Here is a 22,159-nt window from a genome sequence, read left to right as displayed (position 1 = left end):
ACCCGGCCTTTCAGCGCGCTATCTTACCAAATTTAGTGCCTGATCGAGAACTTTCGCGCCATTTAAGGTGCCATACGCAACCGGATCGATAACATCAACAGGAATAGCGTACTGGTCGGTAAGTTTCTTATTTTCCGCGAGTTTAAAGCGCACCTGCGGCCCTAACAGTACGGCGATGATCTCACCGCTGTGGCTGTCTAATTCATCGCGCAGCGCCTGCTCAGCAATGGCATAGATTTTCAGATCCAGACCGCGCTCGGCGGCAATTTTTTCCATTTTGGTCACTACCAGTGATGTAGACATTCCGGCAGAACAACACAGGACAATTCGTTTCATCACAGCTCCTTATTTCCATTGATCATCAAAAGAGATCGTAAGCTGGCGTTCGTCGCTTAACCGGCGATACCAGGAGAGCGACTTTTTCGCCCGTCGGTCACGGTTGTGTTGCAAATCGATCTCCACCAGCCCGTAGCGATTTTTAAAAGCATTCATCGGCGACACGTTGTCAGTAAACGCCCAGAGCATATAACCATGGCAGTTAGCGCCATCCTCCCGCGCACGCAGCGTCTGGTACAGATGCTCACCAATAAACGCAATGCGGTAATCATCTTCAATTACCCCATCGGGATTACGGAACTGCCCTTCATTCTCAACCCCCATCCCACTTTCCGCCACAAACCAGGGGATGTTGCCGTACTCGTTTTTAATCCGCATCGCCATGTCATAAATGATAAACGGCCCGATTTCCCAGCCGCGCGATTTATTCATACGCCTGCCTGGTAGCTCAAAGGGTTCGTAGTAATAAGCCGGGTGGAACGGCGTGTCAGGGTGCCAGGCGCGGGAAGGCGCTTTTACCCGATGCGGGTAATAGAGGTTTATCCCCAATTCATCCACGGTATTTTCACGAATGATGGTCAGTTCGTCATCGGTGTAGTCCCAGTTCACCTGATGCTTCTCAAGCAGGGTAAAAAGCTCTGGCGGGTACGCCCCTTTTACCATTGGGTCGAGGAAGACGCGGTTATAAAAGAGATCATACATAGCTGCCGCATGAACATCGTGCGGCGCACGGGAGCGCGGATAGGTGACCTCCGGGTTCAGAATGCAACCCACGGTGCCTGCATAGCCCTTTTCGCGGAATAATTTCACCACCTTCGCCGTAGCAAGATTTTTATGGTGATTCCACTGCATCCAGGTACTGGTGTTCTGCTCATACGGCCAGCGCAGCGCATCCAGATAGACACGGGTTTGCACGACAATGGGTTCGTTAAAAGTGAACCAGCGCGTCACCTTTTGGTGAAACCGCTCAAAGACTTTTTCGACGTAGAGCAGGTAGAGTTCGACAACTTTTTTCGACGCCCAGCCGCCGTAAGTTTCCAGCAGATAACCGGGTAACTCGTAATGTTCAAGGCAGATCATCGGCACAATGCGGTTACGCGCCATCTCGTCAAATAGCTGGTCGTAATACGCTGCATACTCTTCATCCACGATGCCATTTTCATAGTCGGTCAGAAATCGCGACCAGTTAATGGACGTACGATAGTGCGTCAGGCCAGCCTGCTTCATCAACTGTACGTCTTCGCGAAAACGGTGATAAAAATCAGTTGCCACCGCCGGGCCATAGCCCTCATGCCAGACCTGCCTGTCATTTTTGTACCAAAGATCGGGCCATGAATCCTGCCCCTCTTTTTTCCCGCTCCAGCCCTCGGTTTGCCAGGCTGACGCCGCCGCACCAAGAATAAACGACGGTGGAATAGTGAGTGTTTTCGTGCTCACGTCAGGCTCCTTTATGCACTTTTCGCCATTTCATCAGATTCAGCCTGCAACTGCGCCTGCTCCGCGCGGCGGGAGGCAATCTTCACAAAAGGCAGGTAAATAAGGATCGAGGCCAGGATGCACACCAGTTGTGTCACCACCGCGCCCATCGAACCGGCGGTGGAAAGCCAGGCGTTGATCAGCGGCGGCGTGGTCCAGGGCACCATCACCACAGCTTTACCGGCAAAACCGGTAACCGTGGCAAAGTAACCGATTGATCCGGTCACCAGCGGAGTGATGATAAAGGGGATCGCGAGGATCGGATTGAGCATGATCGGCATGCCGAATATCACCGGCTCATTGATATTGAAGATACCAGGACCGATGGAGAGCTTGGCGATCTCTTTCATCTCTTTGCGTTTGGTGGCAATCATCACCGCGATCAGCAGGCCAATTGTCAGACCGGAACCGCCGATACTCATATACACATCCCAGAACGGCATGGTGATGATATTTGGCACCTCTTTGCCCTGCTCAAATGCGCTCATATTGACCGTGATCGCACCAAGCAGCAGTGGTTCGCGTATCGGCTTGATCATCTGGTTGCCGTGGATGCCAATCACCCAAAACAGCTGGGCGACGAACATCAGCAGCAGAATGCCAGGCAGGCTTTGCACCACGCGCTCCAGCGGCTGTTGCACCACCTGGTAAACAGCATCATAAAGATACATGCCGGTGATCTGATGGAAGACAAAACCAAAAGTCGCGATAACCGTGGTGGTGATAATAGCGGGGATCAGTGCAGAGAATGACGCCGAGACGTTAGGCGGCACCGTATCCGGCATTTTGATTTTCAGCCCTTCACGGTTTTCCAGCCAGCAGTAAATCTCGACGGAGAGAATCGCAATAAACATGCCGAGGAACAGGCTACGGGTATCCGAGAACTGGCGCAGCAGCACATCTTTCACCACGTGCATTTGGCCATCGACCAGCATTTCCACCGTTGTCGGCGTCACGCAGATAAAGCAGATAACCGCCAGCAAACCGGGGAACAGAGTTTTAATACCGTTGATACGCCCAAGCTCAATACCAATCAGGAATACCGCGCCGATATTCAAAAAGTTGAGCGTAGCGTAGTTGATGGCGCTGGTGATCGGCTTGAGCGCTGCCAGGAATGATAGCGCATCAAAGCTGGCCAGTCCGTTTTTCGGATCCAGCACCATATTAGAGATAAGCACAGAGAAGGCGCCGACGATAATGACCGGCATCAGGGTGATAAAAGAAGCCTTGATCGCCATGATATAGCGATAGCTGTTGAATTTGGTCGCGAAGCTACCCAGAGAATCGATTAACTTTTCCTGTAGAGCCATTAGAGGTACCTCAGTAAAAGGGCTTTTTATCGTGTCAGGTATACAGCTCAATACCTTTTGGCATACCAAAAATAGCTATCACTGGTAAATAGTTCTGTGACAAAGGTCGCAACACGGCATCTGGTATTCCAGATTTGCCATATTTAGCAGATTTGGTATACCACCCTGGATAAGCAAGGGTTTTCGTCCCGTTGCATTAAAAGCGTGATCGCCCCGGATTTGTCTCTCCCCCGCCCCGCTGCGTTTTGATGAATGTGATAAAATGGCGGCCTTCATGTGATACAGGATCAGGTCATGGCGACAATGCTGGATGTCTCACTGCGCGCGGGTGTCTCCAAGGCTACGGTATCGCGCGTGCTGAACGACACAGGACAGGTAAAAGAGAGCACCCGTAAACGGGTGTATCAGGCGATGGAAGAGCTGGGCTATCGGCCTAATTTTCTGGCCCAGTCGCTGGCAACACGCACCAGCAATAATATTGGCCTGGTGGTTTCCACTTTTAACGGTTTCTATTTTGGTCGCCTGTTACAGCAGGCGTCCCGCCAGGCGGAAGCTTATGGTAAACAACTGGTTGTGACCGATGGACACGATGCGCCTGAACGCGAAGAGTTAGCGGTACAGATGCTGGCAGACAGACGCTGCGACGCCATCATTCTTTATACCCGCTTTATGAGCGAGAAAGCGATCATCCGCCTGCTCGATACCACCCCGATGCCGCTTATCGTAATAAATCGCGAGGTCTTTCAGGCCCATGATAAATGCGTTTTCTTTGAACAGCAGGATGCGGCGTTTCAGGCGGTGGATTATCTGGTGAATCAGGGTCATCACGATATTGCCTGTATCACCGCCCCCATCCATACGCCAACCGGCAAAGCCCGTTTGATGGGATATCGCAAGGCGCTGGAAAAACACGGTATTCGCTGGGATCCGGACAAAGTGAAATATGGCGACTCATCCATGTCACGCGGCTATGAACTGTGTCAGGAGATCTTAAAAGAGGGCATTAAGGTCAGCGCGCTGTTTGCCTGTAACGACGATATGGCGCTCGGAGCTTCTAAGGCGCTGCATCAGGCAGGGCTACGTATTCCGCAGGATATTTCTCTGTTTGGCTTCGATGACGCACCCAGCGCCCGTTGGCTGGAGCCGGGACTGTCGACGGTTTACCTGCCGATTGAGAGTATGATCACCACCGCCATCGATCAGGCGATCCGGCTGGTCAACAAAGAGGCGATCGAAGCGATCCCGCCTTTTACCGGCACACTGGTGCTGCGTGATTCTGTCGCTCCCGGGCCGTTTTTCCCCGGATAAGACTGCGCCTTATCCGGGAAACCCGTCGCCCCAAACGTAGCCCCGGTAAGCGCCACCGGGGTGATTCCCGGATGCGGCTGCCCGGGATTACGATTTGAGGACCGTTGATACCCTCGCAACCCGGGAGAGGGTCAGGCCTTAGATTTGCTCAAGCGCCAGCAGTTCTTCAATTGTCTGACGGCGACGAATCAGGCGCGCCACGCCGTTATCAAACAACACTTCCGGCAGTAGCGGACGGCTATTGTAGTTAGACGACATCGATGCACCATAAGCTCCGGTATCATGCAACACCAGATAATCACCTGGCGCCACAGCAGGGAGCGCGCGGGTTTCCACTTTGCCGCCTTCCTGCTGAGTAAACACATCGCCAGACTCGCACAGCGGCCCGGCCACCACGGTGTCGATACGCGGAGCTGCAGTTAAATCACGTCCGTCTGCCGCCAGCGCGGTGATATGGTGATAGCTACCGTACATCGACGGGCGCATCAGATCGTTAAATCCTGCATCGATCAGTACAAAGTGGCGGCTCCCCATCTCTTTCACGCTACGAACCTGAGCGACCAGCACGCCAGATTCCGCCACCAGGAAGCGTCCCGGTTCGATCTCCAGTTTTACCGGATGACCCAAATGTTTCACCACCTGTTCGCGCGCGGCATTCCACAGGCTGTAGTAGTGATCAGTATCCACGCTCTCTTCCCCTTCATGATAGGGAATAGAGAGACCGCCGCCTGCCGAAATGGCCTGCAAATCCTGGCCAAATTCCACCACCTGACGCACCATTGCGCCGCATACCTGCTCAAGGTGGCCATAATCCACCCCGGAACCGATATGCATATGAATACCTACCAGTTGCAGGTTGTAACGCTGCATCACCTCCAGCGCGGCAGGCAGATCGCTATACCAGATGCCGTGCTTGCTGTTTTCGCCACCGGTATTGGTTTTCTGGCTGTGGCCGTGGCCAAAGCCAGGGTTAACGCGCAGCCAGACCGGGTGACCGGGTGAAACCTGCCCCAGTTGTTCCAGCATATCCACTGACCCGGCATTAACCGGAATACGCAGCTCGCTCACGCGAGCGAGCGTCGCGTCATCAATCACGTCCGCCGTAAAGACAATATCGTCCGGATGGGTTTTCGGGTCGTAACCCGCTGCCAGCGCACGTTCAATTTCCCCTAACGACACGGAATCCACCTTCACGCCCTGCTCACGCATCAGACGTAAGATATGAATGTTCGAGCAGGCTTTTTGCGCAAAACGAATCACATCAAACTGCGTCAGGCGGGCAATCTGGTCGCGAATGATTTGCGCATCATAAACCCAGACCGGGCAGCCAAATTCCGCAGGCAGCCGAAGAAGATTAGCGGCATTAAGATCGGTCGTGGTTTGTGACAATGGGCGTGGCATAACAGACTCCGAAAACGATTTTTTTATGATTACGCCACAGGCTAAGAGGAATAAAAAATATCGTTTTATCGTGAGTCTATGCAAAAATGATATGGAATTGCTTATCAGGATGCCGTCATGCCAGCCGTAAACCTGCGCCACATTGAAATTTTTCATGCCGTAATGACCACCGGGAATCTGACGGAAGCCGCTCAGTTGCTGCATACCTCCCAGCCGACCGTCAGCCGGGAGCTGGCGCGTTTTGAAAAAGTGCTGGGGTTGAAGTTGTTTGAACGCGCACGCGGGCGTCTGCATCCTACGGTGCAAGGGTTACGTCTTTTTGAGGAAGTACAGCGCTCCTGGTATGGGCTGGATCGCATTGTCAGCGCCGCAGAAAGTCTGCGTGAATTCCGCCAGGGCGAGCTTTCAATTGCCTGCCTGCCGGTCTTTTCTCAGTCATTTTTACCGCTGCTATTGCAGCCTTTTCTGGCTCGCTACCCGGATGTTAGCCTGAATATCGTGCCACAGGAGTCCCCGCTACTGGAAGAGTGGCTCTCCGCCCAGCGCCATGATCTGGGGCTGACGGAAACGATCAGCACGCCGGCGGGGACGGAGCGCACACCGCTGCTGACCTTCAACGAAGTGTGTGTCCTGCCGCAAAACCATCGGCTGGCGCATAAAACGCAACTTACCCCTGCGGATTTTCATGGCGAGAATTACATCAGCCTGTCACGCACCGACAGCTACCGGCAATTGCTTGATGCTTTGTTCAGCGAGCATCAGGTGAAACGCCGTATGGTGCTGGAAACGCACAGCGCGGCGTCGGTCTGCGCGATGGTGCGCGCCGGGGTGGGAATTTCAGTCGTTAACCCGCTCACCGCGCTGGATTACGCCGCCAGCGGAGTGGTGGTGCGCCGTTTCAGTATCGACGTTCCCTTTACGGTGAGCCTGATCCGTCCGCTGCATCGCCCCTCTTCGGCCCTGGTCGACGCCTTTAGTCGTCATTTGCAGGAGGCGATGCCACTCATTACCGGCCCACTGAACGCTGTACTCAACGCCGTTTAAGAGAGCATAAACGTCACGGCATCGGCGGCGTGCAGAGCAGCCGTATCAAATACCGGGATCGGCGACTGATCTTGTGAAACCAGCAGGCCAATTTCGGTGCAACCGAAAATCACCCCCTGCGCCCCCTGCTCTGCCAGTTGCGTAATCAGACTGACATAATAGGCACGAGAAGCGTCGCTAAACGTACCGAGGCATAGTTCGTCAAAAATAACCTGATTGACCCGCGCACGATCAGCCTCATCAGGGATCAGCGTTTCAATGCCAAATTGTTCGGTGAGTCGGCCACGATAAAAATCCTGTTCCATGGTGTAGCGCGTGCCCAACAGCGCCACTTTGGATTGTTTCTGCGCCACGATCGCCCGCCCGGTGGCATCGGCAATGTGTAAAAAAGGCACATCACAGCGCGCTTCAATCTGTCCGGCGATTTTGTGCATGGTGTTCGTACACAACACAATGCCTTGCGCACCGGCGTTTTGCAGCCCGATGGCCGCATCTGCCAGGATATCCCCAGCCTTTTCCCATTCGCCGCTGCGCTGGCACTCTTCAATCTCGTGAAAATCCACGCTGTGCAGCAGCAGGCTGGCAGAGTGCAGGCCACCCAATTTCGCCTTCACCCCCTCATTAATCAGGCGATAATACGGAATAGTTGATTCCCAGCTCATGCCACCCAATAGCCCAATCGTCTTCATCATGCCTCTCCCTCTGAGTAAGCACTCAGTCAAGCAAACTCAGGGGGGAGTTTCAACCACCCCACAGGCATAAAAAAACCTGTCCGAAGACAGGTTTTTGGTAAATCAGGCGAATTAACGCGCCAGCCAGCCGCCGTCGACCGCGATGGTATAGCCGTTAATGTAATCAGAGGCGCTCGAGGACAGGAAGACAATCGGTCCCATCAGGTCACTCGGCAGCCCCCAACGGCCGGCCGGGATACGGTCGAGAATAGCCGCGCTACGCTCTTCATCAGCACGCAACTGCTGGGTGTTATTGGTTGCCATATAGCCCGGTGCGATCGCATTGACGTTGATGTTATGTTTCGCCCATTCGTTCGCCAGCAGACGGGTCACGCCCATCACGCCGCTTTTAGAAGCGGTATAAGACGGTACGCGGATGCCGCCCTGGAAGGAGAGCATTGAGGCGATGTTAATGATTTTGCCGCCATTGCCCTGAGCGATGAAATGTTTCGCCGCCGCCTGAGACATAAAGAAGACGCTTTTGATGTTCAGGTTCATCACGTCATCCCAGTCCTGCTCGCTGAAATTGATCGCGTCTTCACGGCGGATCAGACCCGCGTTATTGACCAGAATGTCGATCTTGCCGAATTCGGCCACCGCACGATCCAGCAGCGCCGGGATGCCGTCGATTTTACGCAGGTCGGCCGTCAGGCTCAGAAAGCGGCGGCCCAGCGCGGTAACGCGCTCGATGGTTTCAGTCGGTTCAACAATATTGATGCCTACGATATCACAGCCCGCTTCCGCCAGCCCCAGCGCCATGCCCTGACCCAGCCCCGTATCACACCCGGAAACGACAGCCACTTTACCCTGAAGAGAGAATGCATCCAGAATCATGTTTGTTCCTTAATCTTTCAACGCCTGCACCCGCAGGCATATTTTCGTTATGCCTTTGGTGCTTAGCGCAGATCTTTAACCGCGACATGGTCCATGTCATCAAAGACCTGGTTTTCACCGACCATACCCCAGATAAAGGTATACGCCTTCGTACCCACGCCTGAGTGAATAGACCAGCTTGGCGAAATGACCGCTTGTTCGTTATGCATCACGATATGGCGAGTCTCCTGCGGCTGTCCCATCATATGGAACACACATGCGTCCTCATCCATATTGAAATAGAAATAGACTTCCATGCGGCGCTCATGGGTATGACACGGCATAGTGTTCCACAGATTCCCCGGCGCAAGTTCGGTCAGGCCCATGCTCAACTGACAGGTTTCCAGCACGTCCGGCACGAAGTATTTGTTGATGGTGCGACGGTTACTGGTGAGGTTGTCACCCAGCGTGACCGGAGAAACATCCGCAGGCGTCACTTTTTTGGTCGGGTACGTAGTATGTGCCGGTGCGCAGTTGTAGTAGAACTTCGCAGGTGTTGCGGTATCTACACTGGCAAAAACGACTTCTTTCGCCCCTTTGCCAACATACAATGCGTCGCGATGACCGATTTCATAGCACTGACCGTCAACGGTGATGGTGCCAGGGCCGCCGATATTGATAACGCCCAGTTCACGGCGTTCCAGGAAATAGCTTACGCCCAGTTGCTTGCCGACTTCGCCGCCGACGGAAACGGTTTTGGCTACCGGCTTAATGCCACCGACGATAATACGGTCGATGTGGCTATACACCATGGTGTATTCGTCATCCACGAAGACCTGTTCAACCAAAAATTCATTGCGCAGTCCCTGGGTATCCAGCGTTTTCGCATGCGCACTGTGGATGCTTTGTCTTACGTCCACATTTACCTCCGCAGTCAATGTTTCGTTCGAATCGCATGTAACGGAGCGAGTAGAAAACGTTCCGTTTTGCAGTATGCGCACATCTTATCCCGGCTAAAACACGTTTTCAATGATATATAAAACAACGTTTCATTTTTTCCGTAATATATTTCTAAAACTGTAGTTGCGATCACGAACGCCTGATATTTACATGAAGGAGAAGGGCTGTTTATGGGCCGGTGAAAAGAATTTAATGATAGCAAACAGAGAGTTAATAGAGTCATGACGTTTTAACAGTCTGAAGCCAGTTTTACTGCGTGAAATCTAAGATCTTTTTTGATACCGCAATGCTATCGCTTTTTTTGGATGATACACGCTGCCTTTTCTTTTAAACTGCGCAGGCTGTCACACAAAGTAAAACGATGTTTTGATAAATTGATATCGAATTTTTGAAATGTTGATGGCGTGTATAACGGCATAAAATTAAATGCGTATACACAAGGGAAAATCGACAAAGAAACAACAGGGTAGCGCGGTGCGTTGCCCGGGGACGTTTGAGTTAGTGTTTCTGTAACTGGCCTTGCCCTCCTTAACGGAGGGCTTTTTTTTATAATCGAAGGGTTGTTATCTGTAAGAACTTAGTCGCGTTCTATCGCCAGCGCTACACCCTGCCCGCCACCGATACATAACGTCGCCAGCCCTTTACGGGCATTGCGTTTTTTCATTTCATGCACCAGTGAGACCAGAATACGGCAGCCGGATGCGCCGATAGGATGGCCAAGCGCAATGGCGCCGCCATTTACATTGACCCGCTTTTCATCCCATTCGAGTACTTTACCGACAGACAGCGCCTGCGCGGCATAGGCCTCATTGGCCTCGATCAGATCGATGTCGTCCAGATGCCAGCCCACACGCTCAAGGCAGCGACGCGTGGCATACACTGGCGCGATGCCCATCAGAGCGGGATCGACACCCACGCTGGCAAAGGCGCGGATACGCGCCATCACCGGCAGGTTCAACTCTTGCGCTTTGGCTTCACTCATCATCATCACAGCGGCGGCGCCGTCATTAATGGACGAGGCGTTACCCGCAGTGACGGAGCCCGTCAGTTCAAATGCCGGGGAGAGTCTGGCCAGCCCTTCTGCGCTGGCGTCGGTGCGCGGTTGCTCATCGGTATCGACCAGTAGCGGTCGCCCATCGGCAGACAGCGCTTTCACCGGCACGATTTCTTCGCGAAAACGCCCGGAATCAATAGCAGCACGCGCTTTTTGCTGCGAACGGAGCGCCCAGTCATCCTGATGGGCACGGCTGATACCGTACTCCCGCGCCAGATTTTCTGCGGTCACGCCCATATGGTAATCGTTGAAGGCATCCCATAACCCGTCGTGAACCAGGCTATCTATAAGCTGACTATTGCCCAATCGCGCCCCGGTACGGCTGTCGGTCAGCACATGGGGAGCGCGGCTCATATTCTCCTGGCCGCCCGCAATGACCACATCGGCTTCCCCGCACTGAATCGCCTGCGACGCCAGATGCAGCGCTTTCAACCCTGATCCGCACACATCATTAATAGTAATAGCCGAAACCGTCATCGGCAGGCCGCCTTTGATCGCCGACTGGCGGGCAGGGTTTTGCCCGGCGCCTGCAGTAAGCACCTGGCCTAAAATAACTTCGTCAACGGTATTAGGGTGAACCCCGCTGCGATCGAGAAGCGCCTGGACGACATAGCTTCCCAGTTCAACGGCAGAATGGTGCGATAGCGCCCCCTGAAAACAGCCGATAGGCGTGCGAACCGCAGCAACGATAACGACATCTTTCATTTCTACCTCAGCGCAAATTGACCCAGGCAATAGTAGTACGTTGTTATCAAGTATTATCTTAATTGTTTAAAATCGGTGAGATTCATCACACAGGGGGGCAGGAACAGATTTGGGGAAGGAGGTGCGACGGGAAAACCCGCCGCACAGAAACAGCCGTAATTAGTTGTTTACCGGGATTACAGCACCTTTATATTTGGTGCGGATCCAGTCCTGAATCTCTTTTGAGTGCAGCACGTTCACCAGCGCTACGATATCTTTTTTCTTCTCATCGCCACGATGTACGGTAATGATGTTGGCATACGGGTTGTTCTCACCGCTTTCAACGGCGATTGGATCGTGTACCGGGTCCAGGCCCGCGTCGATGGCGTAGTTGGCGTTGATCACCACTGCGTCACCTTCGTTGTTGTTATACATTTGCGGTAACAGTGCCGCTTCTACGTTTGGCTGGAACTGCAGCTTTTTCGGATTCTCAACGATATCGCTGATACGCGCAGAGACTTTATCCACGCCCGGTTTCAGTTTGATCACGCCCTCTTTTTCGAAGATAGAGAGGATACGGCCCTCTTCGGATACCGCGTCACGCATGATGATTTTGCCACCCTGCGGCAGCTCTTTCAGCGACTTGTATTTTTTGGAGTAGATACCGATAGGCTCAATGTGAATCGCGCCAGCGCTGACAAAATCATAGGTTTTATCACCCTCGTGATCTTTCAGTACGCTGTTCAGGTACGGAATGTGCTGAAAATAGTTGGCATCAATTTCACGGCCCGCCAGTGCGGTGTTCGGCAGAATATAGTCCTGGAACGGTTTGATCTCCAGATCGATACCTTGCTTCGCCAGAATTGGTTTCGCCTGTTCCAGGATTTCAGCGTGCGGCACGTTGGAAGCGCCAACGGTCAGTTTGTCAGCCCAGGAGGAGAAGCTCATCGCCCCCAAAGTCATGGCGGCAATCAGTGTCAGTGTTTTTTTCATGATGTGTTTCCCTAATTTTATTAGCGTTTATCTAACAGAGAAGTAATTGCGTCGCCGCAGAACTGGATGATGAAGACAATGATCAGGATGGTCACTGTCGCCACCAGCGTGACGTCGCCGTGGTTGCGCTGGAATCCTTCCAGATAAGCCAGATTTCCTAAGCCACCCGCGCCGATTACCCCGGCCATGGCGCTGTAGCTCACCAGAGCAATCAGCGTCACCGTGATACCGGAAACCAGTGCAGGCGATGATTCAGGCAGTAAAACCCGAAAAATCAGTGTGCTAAGCCGGGCCCCCATTGAGCGGGTCGCCTCGATAACCCCTTTGTCCACTTCACGCAGGGCAATCTCTACCAGGCGAGCATAAAATGGCGCGGCCCCGACTATCAGCGCAGGCAGCGCAGCATTCGCCCCGAGAATGGTGCCGATAATCGTTTTGGTAAACGGAATCAGCAGAACAATCAGGATAATGAACGGGATCGAGCGGAACACGTTCACCACAATCGAGATCACGCTATAGAGCGCGCGGTTTTGAAATAACCCACCGCGGGCGGTTAAAAACAGCGCCAGCCCCAGCATGATCCCTAATACAAAGGTTGCCGCGCCAGAGAGTGCCGTCATGTACAGCGTCTCCTGCGTGGCCGCCCAAAGCTGGGCCAGTTTCAGGTGCGGAAATAGTGTCTCAATCATGTTTAATCACCTCGCCTTCAATATCGCTATGGCGTAAATCCGCGAGGATATTGTTTACCTGTTCCTCTGTGGCGACGACATGCACCCACAGTTGACCAAACACGCCATGCGCGGTTTGGGTCATTTTTCCATGCAAAATATTGAACGGCAGGCCATAGCGCAGCGTCAGTTCCCCGACAACCGGTTGATGGGTGCTATGCCCGGTAAAGGTCAGCTTGATTACAGTACCGTCGAGATCCGCGTTCAAATCAGGATTAAACTCTGCTTCCTCATACTGGCTAATCTGGCGAACAAACTGGCGAGTGATTGGCTGCTGTGGATGCGTGAAAACGCTGATCACATCCCCCTCTTCCACCACACTACCGTTTTCCATCACTGCCACGCGGTCGCAGATTTTGCGCACCACATGCATTTCATGGGTGATCAAGACAATCGTCAGTTGGAAGCGACGGTTAATATCCAGCAGCAGATCGAGGATTTGATCGGTCGTCTGCGGATCCAGCGCCGATGTCGCCTCATCGCAAAGCAGAACATCGGGGTTGTTTGCCAGCGCACGGGCAATCCCCACGCGCTGTTTTTGCCCGCCGCTCAACTGCGACGGGTAAGCATTTTCACGGCCTTTCAATCCCACAAGCTCAATCAGTTCCGCCACGCGCGCCCTGATTTTTGCTTTTGGCGCACCGGCAATCTGCATAGAAAAGGCGATGTTTTCCGCCACTGTGCGCGACCACAGCAGGTTGAAGTGCTGGAAGACCATACTGATTTTCAGACGGGCCTGGCGCAACTGCTCGCCTTTTGCCGCTGAGATGTCCTGGCCGTTTATCACTACGCTGCCGGAAGTCGGTTTTTCCAGACCATTCAGCAGACGAATCAGCGTACTTTTCCCGGCGCCGCTGTAGCCGATAATCCCGTAAATTTGCCCCTGCTCAACCGACAGATTGACGCTGTCCACGGCGGTAATCGACGCCTTTCCCTGGTCGAAAATCTTAGAAATATTCCTGAGAACGATCATTACGTTACTTTTCCGTTTGGCGGTTTAGCAGTATGGAAGTCCAAACGATAATAATCAGTCATGAATATAATTCAAATAACTAAATAGACATTACATATAACTATTAACGCTAAACGGCGGCGATTCTCACGCTTCCGTCTAATGATTAAATTCAGCAATGGTTATCTGCTAAACGCATAATCCACAGGAAGAACCCCGGAAAAGTGGCTAAAAACAGAGCAAAAATGCCATTTTCTGGAAATCAACACATCCGGACGGCTAACCACCTTTCCCTCCTGATGTCTAAATAGCACTTCATATTTCTTTTTGTTCTAATCACCGGATAAACGTTCTTTAAACAGGCAAAATGACAGACCTATCATCCGCTCATCACGTTTATCTGTGGGTGATTAACCATGTCAGTACTGCATTCGATTAGTGAACTTATCGGCCAGACCCCGCTTCTTGAGCTTCATAAACTGGAGACCGGCCCCTGCAGCCTGTTCCTGAAACTGGAAAACCAGAATCCTGGCGGCTCAATCAAAGACCGCGTTGCGCTGTCGATGATTAACGAAGCTGAACGACTGGGCCATTTACAGCCCGGTGGAACCATCATAGAGGCGACGGCAGGCAATACTGGCCTTGGGCTGGCGCTGATTGCCGCGCAAAAAGGCTACTCATTGATTCTGGTGGTGCCGGACAAAATGAGCCGGGAGAAGATCTTCCACCTGCGGGCGCTGGGGGCGAAAGTGGTATTAACGCGCTCTGACGTCAACAAAGGACACCCGGCCTATTATCAGGATTATGCCCGCCGCCTGGCACGGGAGACGCCGGGGGCGTTTTACATCGACCAGTTTAATAACGAAGCCAATCCGCTGGCGCACTTTAGTACCACCGCGCCGGAAATTTATGCCCAGCTCGACGGTGATATCGACGCGATTGTCGTTGGGGTTGGTTCTGGTGGCACGCTGGGGGGATTGCAGGCGTGGTTTGCCGAACATTCGCCGAAAACCCAATTTATCCTTGCCGACCCGGCAGGTTCAATACTTGCCGATCAGGTCGAAACCGGGCAGTACGGTGAGCCTGGCTCCTGGCTGGTCGAAGGGATCGGTGAGGATTTTATCCCACCGTTGGCCCATATCGAGGGGGTTCATACGGCCTACCGTGTTACCGATGCCGAGGCATTCGCCGCCGCGCGCGCCCTGCTACAAACCGAAGGGGTACTGGCCGGTTCTTCAACCGGGACGCTGCTCAGTGCCGCACTGCGTTACTGCCAGGCGCAGACCACCGCCAAACGTGTGGTGACGCTCGCCTGCGACAGCGGTAACAAATATCTCTCCAAAATGTTTAACGATGACTGGATGCGACAGCAGGGATTATTAAGCCGCCCGACGCGCGGTGATTTAACCGATTTCATTGCCCTGCGCCATGACGAAGGCGCCACCGTCACTGCCGCTCCGGATGACACCCTGGCCGCCGTACTGGCACGCATGCGTCTGTATGACTTCTCGCAACTGCCGGTGCTGGAAAATGGCCGTGTCGTCGGCATCGTTGATGAATGGGATCTGATAAGTCATGTGCAGGGTGATAGCGCGCGTTTTTCATCACCCGTGAAAGAGGCGATGACCCGTAATGTGGAAATCCTCGACAAGCACGCGCCGGAAAGTGCGCTAAAAGCCATTTTTGACCGGGGCCTGGTGGCAGTGATTGCCGACAATGACCGCTTTCTCGGCCTGATTACCCGCAGCGATGTCCTGACCACCTGGCGTAACCGCCTGGAACAATAAAGGAGTACAGATGAAAACGTTGAATACTTTGAGCGTGCACAGTGGCACATTCACCGACCAGCACGGCGCAGTGATGCCGCCGATTTATGCCACGTCCACTTTTGCGCAGCCTGCGCCTGGTCAGCATACGGGCTATGAATATTCCCGCAGCGGCAACCCCACTCGTCACGCACTGGAGACGGCGATCGCTGAACTCGAAGGCGGCACGCGTGGTTATGCCTTTGCCTCCGGGCTGGCGGCCATCTCTACGGTACTGGAATTACTGGATAAAGATAGCCATATCGTTGCGGTGGATGATGTTTACGGCGGCACGTACCGCCTGATTGAAAATGTACGCAAACGCAGCACCGGCCTGCGGGTGAGCTGGGTGAAGCCCGACGATCTGGCGGGGCTGGAGACTGCCATTCGCCCGGACACGCGGATGATCTGGGTTGAGACGCCCACCAACCCGCTGCTTAAACTGGCGGATCTGGAAGCGATTGCGACGATCGCGAAACGGCACAAGATCCTCAGCGTGGCGGATAATACCTTTGCCTCGCCGGTTATCCACCGCCCCATTGAGCTCGGCTTCGATATTGTGGTTCACTCCGCCACCAAATACCTGAACGGCCATTCTGACGTGGTGGCCGGGCTGGCGGTCGTGGGCGATAATCCGCCGCTGGCTGAAAAACTGGGCTATTTGCAAAACGCCGTAGGCGGCGTGCTTGACCCGTTCAGCAGTTTCCTGACGCTACGCGGTATCCGCACGCTCTCGCTGCGTATCGAGCGCCACAGCAGCAACGCACTGGCCCTGGCGCAGTGGCTGGAGCAACAGCCGCAGGTCGAAAAAGTATGGTTCCCGTGGCTGCCGTCGCACCCGCATCATGCGCTGGCGCGCAAGCAAATGGCACTGCCCGGCGGCATGATTTCCGTCGTGGTGAAAGGCGATGACCAGCATGCCGCTCATATAATCAGTAAGCTAAAACTGTTCACCCTCGCCGAAAGTCTGGGCGGTGTGGAGAGTCTGGTAAGCCAGCCCTACAGCATGACGCACGCATCTATTCCGCTGGAGCAGCGACTGGCGAATGGCATTACACCGCAGTTGATTCGGTTATCCGTGGGAATCGAAGGGGTGGACGATTTGATTGCCGACTGGCAGCAGGCGCTGGCGTAACGTGATTCCTCTTCCCCGGTGGCGCTATGCTTACCGGGGTTACAAATCGCGCTCGATCGGTCCCCTCCCGGATGAGGGGACGTTCGGCTTAGCGCTTATCGATACCGTTGAGAATATCCAGCGCATCTTCCGGCAGTGTCAGCTGCGCACTGGCCAGGTTTTCCTGCAGATGCGCAGGCGAAGAGGTGCCAGGAATCAACAGAATATTGGGCGAGCGTTGCAGCAGCCAGGCCAGCGCGACCTGCATCGGCGTGGCATTCAAACGTTGCGCCACCGCGTTCAGTTCACCAGATTGCAGCGGCGTAAACCCACCCAGCGGGAAGAACGGTACATAGGCAATGCCCTGTGCGTTCAGCACATCAATCAGCGCATCATCCTCACGGTTGGCCACGTTATACATATTCTGTACACAGACAATCGGCGTCATCGACTGGGCATCAGCAACCTGCTTCGCCGTCACATTACTCAGTCCGATATGACGGATCAACCCGCGCTCTTTTAAGGCGATCAGGGTTTCCAGTTCAGCTTCCAGCGAACCTTCCGCCGGTCCATGCACACCATGCATGCTGCGCAAATTGACCACTTCTATGGCATCAAGGCCAAGATTACGCAGGTTATCTTCTACCGCACGGGTCAGTTCCCCGGCGCTAAACGCAGGCAGCCAGTTGGCTTTGTCATCACGACGCGCTCCCACTTTCGTCACGATGCACAACTCTGACGGATAAGGATGCAGCGCTTTTTTGATTATCTGGTTAGTAATATGCGGACCATAGAAGTCGCTGGTATCGATATGATTTACACCAGCCGATACGGCATCACGAAGCACCTGAATCGCCTTCGCTTCGTCAGCCGGCGGTCCGAACACGCCTGGACCGGCCAGTTGCATTGCGCCATAGCCAAGACGACCAACCTCGCGGTCGCCAAGACGATAAGTAAGCGTGGGTTGAGACATGGAATACCTCCTGGGTGATAAGTGAACACATTGTAGGACGGCGCAGGCAGAGGCAACAGCGTAATCTGTGCCATGCTACATGAGGAGGATATTTCTAATACAACGTAAAGGTGGGCCTTGAGGCGCTACCTAAATAAAAAACCTCTGATATAGTAAATCTATAGCTAATGAGGCCTCACTATGAAATTTCCTGAAATACCAGAAAACGAAACCGAGCGTCTTAAATCTCTTTATATGATGGACCTGCTCGATAAAAAGGATGACGAGCGCTTAGATCGCCTGACTCGTCTGGCAAAAACGGCGTTTGACGTTCCAATAGGCATAATCAGCCTGTTAGATCGTGATCGACAATGGCTGGTTTCCTGCAGCGGAGAAGTGAAAGTCCGTGAGACATCTCGCAATATATCTTTCTGTGCACATGCGATCCTGGCACAGGGGATTTTTATTGTGAAAGACACCAGTGTGGATGAACGTTTTCACGATAACCCGTTTGTTATTGGTGAACCACATATACGTTTTTACGCAGGCTGCCCGGTACGTCTGCCAGATGGCTCAATTGCAGGTACAATATGTATTATTGACGACAAACCGCGTGATTTTACCCCAGAAAATATCAACTCGTTGCTCGATCTGGGCGCCATTGTCGAGGATGAGTTTCATATCATCAGTATGGCGATGACGGATACGCTGACCGAATTACCCAATAAGCGCGGTTTTTACAAACTGGGTGATAAACGCTTCTCATGGTTAACTGATAATAAAAGATCGTTTAGCCTCATTTACCTTGATGTGGAAAACATTACCGCTATTAATGAATTTTTTGGTCATAACGAAGGCGATAGCACACTCAAAAAATTTGCCTCAGCGCTCCTGCGCTGTATGAAAAAGAATGACGTTGCCGCACGCCTGGAAGGGGGCAAGTTTGTCATCCTGTTAGGCCATGACGATGACCGGGATGTGGATACCTTCCTGTTCAGCTTGCAGTCAAAAATTGATGATCTCAATGAAAAATCAATGAAAAAATTCCGGCTTCACTATTCTTACGGCATCGTAGAGTACGATCCGGACAAACACGGCAATTTGCTGGAGATGATGAACAACAGCGAGCATGTGATGTATCTGGAAAGAAAAAAACCGCCACTAAACCCGACGCAGGCGCATAAATCCAGCGAAAACTCATAGCCCGCCGGAGTACAGGCAATTACCACGAGGGTGAATGAATATTTGCCCTCCTGTTTTTTTGAAATAATACCGCTGAAAATTCAGCCATTATTTTAGAGCCCCTTTTGTTCAGCAATCCATTTATTAATAAAAAGCAATGCCTTTTCTGATTGCGAATAGACCGCGTCGTTTCATGTAAAAATTTTAGTTAAGTCACATCTATCATGATGTATTTATTTTTATCAGATATCATAAAATTCAGATTTAGTCAGAAACCTGAACTTTCAGTTCATCACTATTCCACCAGTAATACCCTGTTGATTAACGCACCCAATATCACTGGCACAGTTGCATTCCTCGGCGTTCTTTTACTGCTTCGCAAGTTCTTGCGGTGGTTGAAATTTAGTACGCTAACGTGAAAGTAACCTGCTGGAAAAGCCAAAGTAAAATCACAAGCACGCCTTCTATGTATCATTATGGTCGTCACATGCCCTGAGTCACGCCAGGAATTTATTTGCTATCACTGATGCTGAAAACGATAAGCCGTCATTGTGTTTAATAACGGCCAGAAAATAAAAGCCTTCAGATGATATATCCTGGTGCTGTCTATTCCCGGACAAAACAGGCTGAGCGTAAATGCGAAGATCTCGCACAGGCATAATTTCGCTGCGGGGATGATGTTTCGCCCAACCAGCTAATGCCGGGAATTTAGCGCCCACGAAGATACGTTTTGCATCAAAATAAATGGCGGATATTTTTCTACACAACAAGAGGCGAGTGCTGATTTGCTCCTTCTCCGCACCAGCAATTCAATCCAGGCAGTTTCCCTCTCAGGATGAAAAAATTCGTGACTCCCATCGCATTTGCTTTCCAAAACGACAACGCAACCATTTTTCTGTAGCCGTGCTGTTTTGACGCTATACATAACGGCAAAGCCAGGTTTTCACGCTTTCATCCCTCTGATAGCGCAAACTCATCAATGTTAATTTGTGAATGGGTTGAGGGACTCGCCCGGGCCTGTTTTAACGTAAATGTTACATCGAAGCTTTGTTTCGTGAATACCGTCGCGGCACATCAGGCAAATGACAGGAAAAAGCTTTATTTCAGGCTGTAAAAACAGGCAAAAGCACAACGAAAAAGAGAAACAAAATGCCTATAATTTGGTTAATTTGCCGATATTTTGCGGCAAGCTCCTCCCCCTAAAGCATGTTCATTTTCCGTTTTTCTCTCGCCTGTACCTGATCACATTTTAATGACGCTCCGCATCGGAACCTTATCCGCAAAAGCGACACAACTAACTAATAATAAAAGAATTAATGATGAACCTGCGTCTTTTTATTGATTCAATTATTGAATCAATGAAGCATATAATCAGTCTATTTTTGTTGTAATTAACATCATAGAATCCTGACAACACGCAATTCAGCACCACGTTTTTATCCATGGCAGATGACCGTTTATGACGAAGCTATTCGGTTACCATCTATCCGCAGGAGGAATTATGTCAGGCCAGTCTTCAACTCCAGTCGTAACATCCGTCAAAGTCATCCCGGTTGCCGGGCATGACAGCATGCTGATGAACCTGAGCGGCGCGCATGCCCCGTTCTTCACCCGGAACATCGTTATCATCACCGATAACGCCGGCAATACCGGCGTCGGCGAAGTCCCCGGCGGCGAAAAAATACGCCGGACCCTTGAAGACGCGGCACCGCTGATAGTCGGCAAAACCCTCGGCGCCTACAAAAATGTCCTCAACGCGGTGCGCAGCGCCTTTGCTGACCGCGATGCTGCGGGCCGTGGCCTGCAGACCTTTGACCTGCGCACCACCATCCACGTGGTCACCGCCATCGAATCCGCGATGCTCGACCTGCTGGGCAAACATCTGGGCGTTAACGTCGCCTCTCTGCTCGGCGACGGCCAGCAGCGCAGCGAAGTGGAAATGCTTGGCTACCTGTTCTTCGTCGGCAACCGTAAGGCGACCCCACTGCCCTACCAGAGCCAGCCGGACGATAAATGCGACTGGTACCGCCTGCGCCATGAAGAGGCAATGACCCCGGATGCTGTCGTGCGTCTGGCCGAAGCTGCCTATGAAAAATACGGCTTCAGTGACTTCAAACTCAAAGGCGGCGTGCTGGCCGGTGAAGAGGAAGCGGAATCCATTGTCGCCCTGGCGAAGCGCTTCCCGCAGGCCCGCGTCACCCTCGATCCGAACGGCGCATGGTCCCTGAATGAAGCGATAAAAATCGGTAAATACCTCAAAGGCGTGCTGGCTTACGCGGAAGATCCGTGCGGCGCAGAGCAGGGCTTCTCCGGGCGTGAAGTGATGGCGGAGTTCCGCCGCGCCACCGGCCTGCCGACCGCGACCAATATGATTGCCACCGACTGGCGTCAGATGGGTCACACGCTCTCCCTGCAGTCGGTGGATATTCCGCTGGCGGACCCGCACTTCTGGACCATGCAGGGCTCCGTGCGTGTGGCGCAGATGTGCCATGAGTTCGGCCTGACGTGGGGTTCCCACTCCAACAACCACTTCGACATCTCGCTGGCGATGTTCACCCACGTGGCGGCCGCCGCGCCGGGCAACATCACCGCCATCGACACCCACTGGATCTGGCAGGAGGGCAACCAGCGCCTGACCAGAGAACCGTTTGAAATCAAAGGCGGCAGGGTGCAGGTGCCGGCGACGCCGGGTCTGGGGGTGGAGCTGGATATGGAGCAGGTAATGAAGGCGCACGAGCTGTACCAGAAACACGGTCTGGGCGCGCGCGACGATGCAGCGGGGATGCAGTACCTTATCCCCGGCTGGACGTTCGACAACAAACGTCCCTGCATGGTGCGTTAACACGTTGTGATTCATACAAGGCCCGCAGGCGCAAACCTGCGGGCTTTTTTACAGCATGTTGATGACCAGGAAACCCAGTGCGGTCATCAGCAATGAGCCAAATACATGCACTATCACCGACGTGATGGCCCAGAGATAATTGCCCACCTGTAGCTGCGAAAAAATTTCCAGCGAAAACGTCGAGAACGTGGTCATTCCCCCGCACAGCCCGGTTGTAATCAGTAATCGCCAGGCAGGATCCAGATGCGGCTGCCGTGTGAAGAACGCCAGCGCTCCGCCAATAATAAACCCGCCGATCAGATTCACCATGAGCGTACCAGGCGGCAGATTCGGGAAGAGTACATTCAGGCGCACAGAGAGCAGCCAGCGGATTACACATCCTGCCGAGCCACCGACAACGACGGCAATGAAAGATTTCAGCATGTTTTCCTCAGCAACAATAACGATAAGGGTGGCAGAGGCATGCAGGAGGAA

General features: G+C 52.9%; 19 protein-coding genes. 6 read left to right on the top strand and 13 right to left on the bottom strand.

What is annotated here, in order from left to right:
- Positions 1–18 precede the first annotated feature (18 nt).
- Genes AAIG39_RS08610 through AAIG39_RS08600 form a run of 3 tightly spaced genes read right to left on the bottom strand, consistent with a single transcriptional unit; the run spans position 19 to position 3,122 of the window.
- Positions 19–336, bottom strand: a complete 318-nt coding sequence (locus tag AAIG39_RS08610; RefSeq protein WP_249572878.1) for a PTS sugar transporter subunit IIB — start codon at positions 334–336, stop codon at positions 19–21.
- Between the two features lie 9 nt (positions 337–345).
- The gene (locus AAIG39_RS08605; RefSeq protein WP_343193629.1) at positions 346–1,773 is read right to left on the bottom strand and encodes a glycoside hydrolase family 1 protein; all 1,428 of its coding nucleotides are present in this window, start codon (positions 1,771–1,773) and stop codon (positions 346–348) included.
- 11 nt (positions 1,774–1,784) lie between these two features.
- Positions 1,785–3,122, bottom strand: a complete 1,338-nt coding sequence (locus AAIG39_RS08600) for a PTS sugar transporter subunit IIC (RefSeq protein ID WP_090088611.1) — start codon at positions 3,120–3,122, stop codon at positions 1,785–1,787.
- 294 nt (positions 3,123–3,416) lie between these two features.
- Here AAIG39_RS08600 and AAIG39_RS08595 point away from each other — a divergent pair, with 294 nt between their 5' ends.
- Positions 3,417–4,430 carry a LacI family DNA-binding transcriptional regulator gene (locus tag AAIG39_RS08595; RefSeq protein ID WP_090088613.1) on the top strand — a complete coding sequence of 338 codons (1,014 nt, stop codon included), beginning with the start codon at positions 3,417–3,419 and terminating at the stop codon, positions 4,428–4,430.
- 138 nt (positions 4,431–4,568) lie between these two features.
- Here AAIG39_RS08595 and lysA read toward each other — a convergent pair whose 3' ends face one another.
- Positions 4,569–5,831, bottom strand: a complete 1,263-nt coding sequence (gene lysA, locus AAIG39_RS08590; RefSeq protein WP_343193628.1) for a diaminopimelate decarboxylase — start codon at positions 5,829–5,831, stop codon at positions 4,569–4,571.
- 117 nt (positions 5,832–5,948) lie between these two features.
- Between lysA and AAIG39_RS08585 the strand changes: the two genes are divergently transcribed.
- A complete protein-coding gene (locus AAIG39_RS08585) occupies positions 5,949–6,875 on the top strand; it encodes a LysR family transcriptional regulator (RefSeq protein WP_090088616.1) in 927 nt (308 codons plus the stop codon).
- Here AAIG39_RS08585 and AAIG39_RS08580 read toward each other — a convergent pair.
- The 7 genes from AAIG39_RS08580 to AAIG39_RS08550 form a co-directional block, all read right to left on the bottom strand.
- The gene (locus tag AAIG39_RS08580; RefSeq protein WP_090088619.1) at positions 6,872–7,564 is read right to left on the bottom strand and encodes an aspartate/glutamate racemase; all 693 of its coding nucleotides are present in this window, start codon (positions 7,562–7,564) and stop codon (positions 6,872–6,874) included. The genes AAIG39_RS08585 and AAIG39_RS08580 overlap by 4 nt on opposite strands.
- Before the next feature lie 114 nt (positions 7,565–7,678).
- On the bottom strand, positions 7,679–8,440 hold the full coding sequence (gene kduD / locus AAIG39_RS08575; protein ID WP_039077128.1) for a 2-dehydro-3-deoxy-D-gluconate 5-dehydrogenase KduD: 762 nt from the start codon (positions 8,438–8,440) through the stop codon (positions 7,679–7,681).
- A gap of 62 nt (positions 8,441–8,502) precedes the next feature.
- Positions 8,503–9,339 carry a 5-dehydro-4-deoxy-D-glucuronate isomerase gene (kduI, locus tag AAIG39_RS08570; protein WP_090088621.1) on the bottom strand — a complete coding sequence of 279 codons (837 nt, stop codon included), beginning with the start codon at positions 9,337–9,339 and terminating at the stop codon, positions 8,503–8,505.
- A gap of 617 nt (positions 9,340–9,956) precedes the next feature.
- Positions 9,957–11,138 (bottom strand): acetyl-CoA C-acetyltransferase, encoded by a 1,182-nt coding sequence (locus tag AAIG39_RS08565; protein ID WP_090088624.1) that lies wholly within the window; start codon positions 11,136–11,138, stop codon positions 9,957–9,959.
- 159 nt (positions 11,139–11,297) lie between these two features.
- Positions 11,298–12,110 carry a MetQ/NlpA family ABC transporter substrate-binding protein gene (locus AAIG39_RS08560; RefSeq protein ID WP_249572883.1) on the bottom strand — a complete coding sequence of 271 codons (813 nt, stop codon included), beginning with the start codon at positions 12,108–12,110 and terminating at the stop codon, positions 11,298–11,300.
- Positions 12,111–12,130: 20 nt separating this feature from the next.
- The gene (locus AAIG39_RS08555; protein WP_090088628.1) at positions 12,131–12,799 is read right to left on the bottom strand and encodes a methionine ABC transporter permease; all 669 of its coding nucleotides are present in this window, start codon (positions 12,797–12,799) and stop codon (positions 12,131–12,133) included.
- Complete coding sequence (locus AAIG39_RS08550; protein WP_343193627.1) at positions 12,792–13,811, bottom strand: methionine ABC transporter ATP-binding protein; 1,020 nt, start codon at positions 13,809–13,811, stop codon at positions 12,792–12,794. Before AAIG39_RS08550 ends, AAIG39_RS08555 begins: the two co-directional genes overlap by 8 nt.
- Positions 13,812–14,206: 395 nt before the next feature.
- On the opposite strand from AAIG39_RS08550, the gene AAIG39_RS08545 reads away from it, so the two are divergent.
- On the top strand, positions 14,207–15,577 hold the full coding sequence (locus AAIG39_RS08545) for a pyridoxal-phosphate dependent enzyme (protein WP_090088632.1): 1,371 nt from the start codon (positions 14,207–14,209) through the stop codon (positions 15,575–15,577).
- Between the two features lie 10 nt (positions 15,578–15,587).
- A complete protein-coding gene (locus tag AAIG39_RS08540) occupies positions 15,588–16,730 on the top strand; it encodes a trans-sulfuration enzyme family protein (protein ID WP_343193626.1) in 1,143 nt (380 codons plus the stop codon).
- A gap of 88 nt (positions 16,731–16,818) precedes the next feature.
- Here AAIG39_RS08540 and AAIG39_RS08535 read toward each other — a convergent pair whose 3' ends face one another.
- On the bottom strand, positions 16,819–17,682 hold the full coding sequence (locus AAIG39_RS08535) for an aldo/keto reductase family oxidoreductase (RefSeq protein WP_249572887.1): 864 nt from the start codon (positions 17,680–17,682) through the stop codon (positions 16,819–16,821).
- 180 nt (positions 17,683–17,862) lie between these two features.
- Here AAIG39_RS08535 and AAIG39_RS08530 point away from each other — a divergent pair, with 180 nt between their 5' ends.
- Together AAIG39_RS08530 and gudD are read left to right on the top strand one after the other, a co-directional pair.
- A complete protein-coding gene (locus AAIG39_RS08530; protein WP_090088639.1) occupies positions 17,863–18,864 on the top strand; it encodes a sensor domain-containing diguanylate cyclase in 1,002 nt (333 codons plus the stop codon).
- 1,480 nt (positions 18,865–20,344) lie between these two features.
- Complete coding sequence (gudD, locus tag AAIG39_RS08525) at positions 20,345–21,685, top strand: glucarate dehydratase (RefSeq protein WP_343193625.1); 1,341 nt, start codon at positions 20,345–20,347, stop codon at positions 21,683–21,685.
- A gap of 48 nt (positions 21,686–21,733) precedes the next feature.
- Here the strand turns inward: gudD and crcB are convergent, their stop codons facing one another.
- Positions 21,734–22,108, bottom strand: coding sequence for a fluoride efflux transporter CrcB (gene crcB, locus AAIG39_RS08520; protein ID WP_249573309.1), 375 nt, complete (start codon positions 22,106–22,108; stop codon positions 21,734–21,736).
- Positions 22,109–22,159 lie beyond the last annotated feature (51 nt).

Source organism: Phytobacter palmae, from assembly GCF_039409775.1.
GTDB classification, from domain to species: Bacteria; Pseudomonadota; Gammaproteobacteria; order Enterobacterales; family Enterobacteriaceae; genus Phytobacter; species Phytobacter palmae.
The sequence above is the reverse complement of the archived record's forward strand: the minus strand, read 5'-3'. Positions and strand labels throughout refer to the sequence as shown.